The sequence below is a fragment of the Paenibacillus gorillae genome (assembly GCF_000513275.1).
GTDB lineage: Bacteria > Bacillota > Bacilli > Paenibacillales > Paenibacillaceae > Pristimantibacillus > Pristimantibacillus gorillae.
This window is the reverse complement of record NZ_CBVJ010000035.1, coordinates 20,742-27,893: the sequence shown is the minus strand read 5'-3', so window position 1 is coordinate 27,893 and position 7,152 is coordinate 20,742. Positions and strand designations below refer to the sequence as shown.

Here is a 7,152-nt window from a genome sequence, read left to right as displayed (position 1 = left end):
TGGCTTGGTATAATAGCTTAGTTAGTGTTGTAGCTGGATGCAGTCAGAAGTGAAGCATTCGCCATGCAATCCTATTTTTAGGCGTTTCGTTCGCAGCGAGACGACCAGAATAGCGGCAGCGCATGTATTTATGATCTTTACGCACTCGTTCATCAGTTCATTTATATATAGGAGGGGCACGAAATGGCCGGCTATACCCCGATGATTCAGCAATACCTTGCCATTAAGGAAGAGGCGAAGGACGCCTTTTTATTTTTTCGGCTGGGCGATTTCTATGAAATGTTTTTTGAGGATGCGATTGCAGCCTCGCGTGAGCTAGAGATTACATTGACCGGAAGAGACGGCGGTACTTCGGAAAAGATCCCGATGTGCGGCGTTCCTTATCATTCCGCGGAAAATTACATAGCCAGATTGGTAGACAAAGGCTTCAAGGTAGCCGTTTGCGAGCAAGTGGAAGATCCTGCAGCTTCAAAAGGCGTCGTCAGACGCGAAATTGTGCGCTTTATTACGCCAGGTACGGTTATGGAGTCGAAATCATTGGCGGAAAAAACGAATAACTTTATCGTTGCCGTCTCCGCTATATCGAATTCGGCGGTGGGATTGTCTGCCTGTGATCTGTCCACGGGGGAGCTATATGTAACCTCTCTCTCCTATAGTATTGATGCTTTGCTTGATGAAATTAATGTGTATCAGCCGGCAGAGATTGTTGGCGACGAGAAGCTGCTGGACAAGCTGCGGGAGACGGCGGTATGGAACCGCCCCGTGCTGTTGACGCCGCGGGAGCCGATGACGGAAGAGAAGCTGCGGCAGCAATACGAGGATGCGCAGCTGTCTGGACTGAATGAAGCCCGTCACCGGGCCGTGAGCCTGCTTACTGGTTATTTGGATGACACGCAAAAACGTTCCCTCGGACATATTCGCACAATCCGTACTTATGAACCGAATCAATTTATGATTTTGGACCACTATACCCGCCGTAATCTGGAACTCACGGAGACGGTTCGCGACCGCAACAAAAAGGGCTCTCTGCTCTGGCTGCTTGACCGGACGCAAACCTCAATGGGCGCTCGGCTGCTTCGCCGCTGGATTGATAAGCCGCTGCTTAATCGTTCGGCTATCGAATCCCGCTATGAAGCGGTAGACACGCTGTACCGCAACCTGATTTTGAGAGAAGACATTCGCAGCGAGCTGAACCATATTTACGATTTGGAGCGGCTTGTCGGCCGTGTCGCTTTCGGCAGCGCCAACGGCCGGGATATGAACGCGCTCAAGGGCTCGATCCGCCGTGTGCCGCAATTAACCGCGCTTTGCGAAGCGTCCGGCTCAGACCGGCTTCGCAAGCTTGTTGCAGAGCTTGATGACTGCAGCGATCTCGCCGGCATGATTGAGACCGTTATCGTCGACGAGCCTCCGGTTTCGATTCGCGAGGGCGGTCTGATTCGCTCGGGCTACGACGAGTATCTCGATCAACTGAGAGAGGCGAGCACGAACGGTAAAAAATGGCTGGCTGAGCTAGAGCGGCAGGAGCGCGAGGCGACTGGCATCAAGTCGATCAAAATCGGCTTCAACAAAGTGTTCGGTTACTATTTAGAAGTATCCAAAGGCGCGCTGGCGCAGCTTCCAGAAGGCCGCTATGAGCGGAAGCAGACGCTTGCGAACGCAGAACGCTTTGTCACGCCAGAGCTTAAAGAGAAGGAGCGTCTCATTCTCGAAGCCGAGGATAAAATGGTCGATCTCGAATATTCGCGGTTCATCGAGCTGCGGGACCATCTGGCAGTGCAGCTTCACCGCTTGCAGAAGCTTGCCGAAGTCATCGCCGAGCTCGACGTCTATCAATCATTCGCCACAGTAAGCGCGGAGCGCAGATTTACGCGTCCAACTGTTACGGAAAACTATAATCTTGTTATCGACGAAGGCAGGCATCCTGTTGTGGAAGCTGTCGTTGAAGACTCGCAATTTATCTCTAACGGCACTTCGCTTAAGCAAGAGGAGCAATCGATGCTGCTCATTACGGGTCCGAATATGGCCGGCAAGAGTACCTACATGCGCCAAGTCGCGCTCATCTGCATCATGGCGCAGATCGGCTGCTTCGTCCCTGCGAAATCAGCGGAAATTCCGTTGATTGACCGGATTTTCACACGTATAGGCGCCGCAGATGACCTGATTGGCGGACAAAGCACGTTCATGGTCGAAATGAAAGATATCCAGCTCATGACAGAGAAAGCGACTGTTAATAGTCTGGTTATTATTGACGAACTGGGTAGAGGCACCTCTACCGGAGAAGGTATGGCCATCGCTCAGGCGGTAATTGAATATGTTCATCATCACATCGGCTGTAAAGCGCTTGTCTCGACTCATTTCCACGAGCTGTCTCATCTGGAAGCCTCGCTTCCTTCGCTTGCGAATGCTTGCATGGCGGTGCAGGAGAGCGGCGATCATGTGACGTTTTTACGCAAACTTATTCCAGGGGCCGCCGGCACGAGCTACGGCATTTATTGCGCCCGTTTGGCAGGCTTGCCGGAATCCGTAATCGGACGGGCTTACGAGCTGCTGGAGGGTGCGGAGATGGAAGCCGCTTTATTCGCGCAATTGCCGCGCCGTTCGTCTGGCGGTTATACCATATTTGCGCCTTTGAATGATACAACTGCTCCTTCGCCGGTAGCGGAAGCTGTTCGCGAGACCGCGTCCGCTGCAGCAGCCGTTCAGCTCTCTATCTTTGATGAGCCTGCCGCTGAGAAGCCGGCCGCAAGTCAGGATGCAGGGAAACGCAAGGCAAGTCCAAAAGCCGAGCAGCTGGCAGATCAGCTGCGCAAGCTGGATTTGTTCAATATGACGCCAATGGAAGCAATGCAATGGCTAAATGATATGAAACGCAAAATCAATGATTAACGGCTGACGCCAAGCTGAAGGGAGGATTATCGCATGGGTAAAATAAAGGTGCTGGACGAGCAATTAGCCAACCAAATTGCCGCAGGCGAGGTGGTCGAACGGCCAGCCTCCGTCATTAAGGAGCTGGTCGAAAACGCCGTCGATGCGGGAAGCTCCCAGATCGACATTACGGTAGAGGAAGGCGGATTGACTTTAATCCGCGTCACGGACAACGGCTCCGGTATCGAAGCCGGTGACATCCCGACCGCATTTCAACGGCATGCGACGAGCAAAATTGCAACGAGCAGCGATCTGTTCCGGATCGCGAGCCTAGGCTTTCGGGGCGAGGCGCTGCCAAGTATTGCGGCGGTGTCGCGCTTAACCGCCATTTCTTCCACGGAGACGACAGGGCTGGCGCACCGGCTCGTCATTGAAGGCGGAGAGATCAAGACGGATGAGCCGGCGAACGCGCCGCAAGGAACCGATATGACCGTTCGCGATTTATTCTTCAACACGCCTGCCAGGCTGAAATATATGAAGGCGATTCAGACCGAGCTTGGACACATTTCCGATTATATTTACCGGATCGCTCTTGCTCACCCGGGCATTGCCTTTACGCTAAAGCATAACGGCAATACGCTGCTGCGAACGCTCGGAACGGGAGACCGGCTGCAGGTTATTGCCGCCGTATACGGAACAAATACCGCCAAGTCGATGCTCTCTGTCGAAGGCGAGAATCCGGATTATGATCTGCGGGGCTACATCTCGAAGCCGGAGCTGACGAGAGCTAACCGCAACGGTATGACGGTCATCGTTAACGGGCGTTACATACGCAGCCATGCGGTGAATCAAGCGATTTTGCAAGCTTATCATACGCTGCTGCCGATTAACCGGTTTCCGCTTGTCGTGCTGGAACTGGGCATGCATCCAAGCTTGCTGGACGTTAACGTTCATCCGTCGAAAATGGAAGTGCGGTTCAGTAAGGAAGCGGAACTGCGTACGCTGATCGAGCAGTCAGTGAAGGCGGCGCTGGGCCAGTATCGTTATATACCGGGACCTGAAGCTTCGTTGAAGCAGGAACGCTCGAAGCCATTGTTCGTGCAGGATGCAATTTCTTTCCATCGGCCGCTGCCGGAAGATGCGGCCGCCGCGGCTCCTTCCGCATTGCCGACTGGGCAGCAAGCGCAACTGCAATCCCAGCCTCAATCTCAACCGCAACTAGAATCGAAGTCTCAATTAGAGTTGCCATCGCAGTCGGAGTCGCAGTTACAGCAATCAGGGTCGCAGTCTGTGCCTCATTCGCAGCCGCAATGGCAGCCAAGCCGTTCTGCACAGGAAAGCAGCAACGGTGGCGGGATGGGCAGAAACAGCTACACTGGCTATAAGGATCAGCCAACAGAGTATGTGCCGCCTGATGCGACGGAACGGCTTTATAAACCTGCGGAGCCGCAAAACTCGGCTTTGCGCGAGCGTCAAGCCTTTTGGGAACAAGCGGCTCCAACGGTTCAATCCGTACCGGAATCCAATCCGGCAGCCGATTCCTGGATGGAAGAAGCGCATATAGAATCACCTGCTGAGGCAGATCCAGCTTCCAATACAGCAACAATTGCTGGAATTGCCTCTCGCGAGGCAACCGGAGCGGCATCTCCAGCTTTCCCGGAGCTGTACTGGATTGGGCAGTTGCATGGCACCTACATCGTCGCCCAAGCGGAGGACGGTCTCTATTTGATCGACCAGCACGCGGCGCATGAACGGATCAATTACGAATATTATTATATGAAGTTCGGCAATCCTGCTGCGGCAAGCCAGCAGCTGCTGGTGCCGCTGACGCTTGAGTTTACGCCTAACGATGCGCAGCAATTGCGAACGATGACGGATCTATTCGCAGAGGCTGGCGTGGAGATTGAACCGTTCGGGCAGCAGACGTTTCTTGTCCGCTCGTATCCCGAGTGGCTGCCTGACGGAGAAGAGCAGAGCATTATTGAAGAGATGGCGGACCTTCTGCTTAGCGAACGCAAATCGATCGATGTCGCCAAGCTAAGGGAAAAAGCCGCTATCATGTGCTCCTGTAAGGCGTCGATCAAGGCGAATGACCGTAAGACGAGGGAAGAGGGCGAAGCGCTGCTGGCGCGGCTTGGAGCATGCAATCAGCCGTATACTTGTCCTCACGGCAGGCCGATCATCGTTCATATGTCGACCTATCAGCTTGAAAAAATGTTCAAGCGGGTGATGTCATGATCGTAACGACTAGCGACAAGCCATCGTTGACCGCAAGTACTCAGGCGAAGCGGCTTGCCGTGGAACTGGGCGCATCGTATCGGCCCCGCGGGCGTGACACGCTCCGCCAGATTGCCAGCTCTATGGAAGATTGCCGGCTGCTCGTTGTGACAGAGAGAGAGGTCCGCTTCTATGAAGGGCAGACGGAATCTCCGTTATATTTTCACCCCAGCATGGCTTTCGTTCGGGTGAAGCGGCTGCGCAAAGGAGAGACCGACCCGATGATTGAGCTGTCGGGCTGCCGCCCGGGCGACCGTGTCATTGACTGCACAGCCGGTCTTGGTTCGGATTCCCTTGTCTTCTCTTATGCAACCGGAGAATCGGGGGCGGTAACAGCGCTCGAAAGCGAACCGGTGCTTTGTGCGCTCGTACGTGAAGGGCTGTCGATGTACAAGAGCGGCCTTGCGGACGTGGATGCTGCACTGCGGCGGATCCAGCTGCTGAACAGCCATCACTTGTCCTATTTGAAAGGACTGCCGGACAACAGTGTCGATATCGTCTATTTCGATCCGATGTTCCGGCAGCCGATCCATGAATCCAGCGCAATACAGCCGCTTCGCAATCTGGCAAACGCCAATGCGTTAAGCGAGGAAGCGGTCGCTGAGGCGGTCCGTGCAGCCCGCAAAACCGTCTTGCTGAAGGAGCACCGGGACAGCGGGGAATTCGCCCGTCTCGGCTTTGAGAGACGGCATGTCAATACGTCGAAAATAGCTTATGGAGTGATTGAAGTTGCAAGTCATAACTAGCCAATCAGGCAAACAGCCGCTGCTCGTACTAATCGGACCTACAGCAGTCGGTAAAACGCAGCTAAGCCTCATGCTGGCTAAGCAATATGGAGCCGAGATCATTTCCGGCGATTCGATGCAAGTGTATCAGGGCATGGATATCGGCACTGCCAAGCTGCCGCTTGCGGAACGCGAAGGCATTCCCCATCATTTAATCGATATTATCGGACCGGAGACACCCTATTCGGTAGCGGATTTTCAAGGCGGCTGCGTGACTCATATCCAGGAGATTGCCGAACGGGGCAAGCTGCCCTTTATTGTTGGCGGTACTGGTCTATACGTGGAGTCCGTATGTTACGGCTTCCAGTTTTCGGAGAGCGGCTCTGATGAAGCGTTTCGCGCAGAGCAGGAGCAGTATGCCGAAGAGTTCGGCGCGGAGGCGCTGCATCGCAAGCTGGCGGAAGTAGATCCTAAGTCTGCGAAAAGACTGCATCCGAATGATCGGAGAAGAATTATCAGGGCGCTTGAGATCTATCACCTGACGGGCACAACACTTTCGTCTCAATTGGAGGGACAGAAAAAAGAATCGCCCTACGAATTATGTATTCTTGGTCTGACAATGGATCGTGCGTTGCTCTATGAACGGATAGAGCAGCGCATCGACCTCATGCTGGAGCAAGGGCTGGTGGAAGAGGTGCGGCGTCTACTGGAGCGAGGCACTCCGCCGGGTGCCGTTGCGATGCAGGGGCTTGGCTATAAGGAAATCGCGATGTATTTGCGCGGCGAATGCAGTCTCGAAGCAGCTGTAACGCTGCTCAAAAGAGATACGAGACATTTCGCCAAGCGGCAATTGTCATGGTTTCGCCACATGAAAGACATCGAATGGATCGATATGGGGGAAAATTTTCACAACAATTTGCATTGGATTCATGGTATAATAGCAGGAAAGTTTCAAGTCAATCTTGAATATACTTCTAATCAATCTTTTTTAGACGGAGGTAACGTCCAATGAACAAATCGATCAATATTCAAGATACTTTCTTGAACCAACTGCGTAAAGACAATATTCCGGTTACGGTTTTCTTAATGAATGGTTTTCAGATCAGGGGCGTTATTAAAGCTTTCGACAACTTCACGATCATTATCGATAGTGAAGGCCGTCAACAAATGGTGTACAAGCACGCGATTTCGACGTTCAACCCCGCAGCGGAACGTATCGCTGACGCAAGACAACAGCGGGTCAGATTCTTAGGGCGTTGCGTCCGTTATGAAACTTTCTCAT

At 53.3% G+C, this 7,152-nt stretch carries 4 protein-coding genes and 1 pseudogene; all 5 read left to right on the top strand.

Going from position 1 to position 7,152, the window contains the following annotated elements:
- The first annotated feature begins 183 nt into the window (after nt 1-183).
- The 5 genes and pseudogenes from mutS (at nt 184) to hfq (ending at nt 7,122) form a co-directional block, all read left to right on the top strand.
- Entirely contained in the window at nt 184-2,889 is a 2,706-nt protein-coding gene (mutS, locus tag TY10_RS06850; RefSeq protein WP_042161921.1) for a DNA mismatch repair protein MutS, read from the top strand.
- A gap of 33 nt (nt 2,890-2,922) precedes the next feature.
- Entirely contained in the window at nt 2,923-5,106 is a 2,184-nt protein-coding gene (gene mutL, locus TY10_RS06845) for a DNA mismatch repair endonuclease MutL (protein ID WP_042161919.1), read from the top strand.
- On the top strand, nt 5,103-5,891 hold the full coding sequence (locus tag TY10_RS06840; protein ID WP_042161917.1) for a class I SAM-dependent methyltransferase: 789 nt from the start codon (nt 5,103-5,105) through the stop codon (nt 5,889-5,891). Before mutL ends, TY10_RS06840 begins: the two co-directional genes overlap by 4 nt.
- Entirely contained in the window at nt 5,884-6,882 is a 999-nt protein-coding gene (gene miaA / locus TY10_RS06835; RefSeq protein WP_042161923.1) for a tRNA (adenosine(37)-N6)-dimethylallyltransferase MiaA, read from the top strand. The genes TY10_RS06840 and miaA overlap by 8 nt, the downstream gene beginning before the upstream one ends.
- Nucleotides 6,879-7,122: pseudogene (gene hfq, locus TY10_RS06830) on the top strand (RNA chaperone Hfq). The gene miaA and the pseudogene hfq overlap by 4 nt, the downstream one beginning before the upstream one ends.
- Nucleotides 7,123-7,152 lie beyond the last annotated feature (30 nt).

What these genes read in the sequence shown, in the direction of transcription:
- mutL (WP_042161919.1), top strand. Translation starts at nt 2,923, where the DNA reads ATGGGTAAAATAAAGGTGCTGGACGAGCAATTAGCCAACCAAATTGCC.
- TY10_RS06840 (WP_042161917.1), top strand. Translation starts at nt 5,103, where the DNA reads ATGATCGTAACGACTAGCGACAAGCCATCGTTGACCGCAAGTACTCAG.
- mutS (WP_042161921.1), top strand. Translation starts at nt 184, where the DNA reads ATGGCCGGCTATACCCCGATGATTCAGCAATACCTTGCCATTAAGGAA.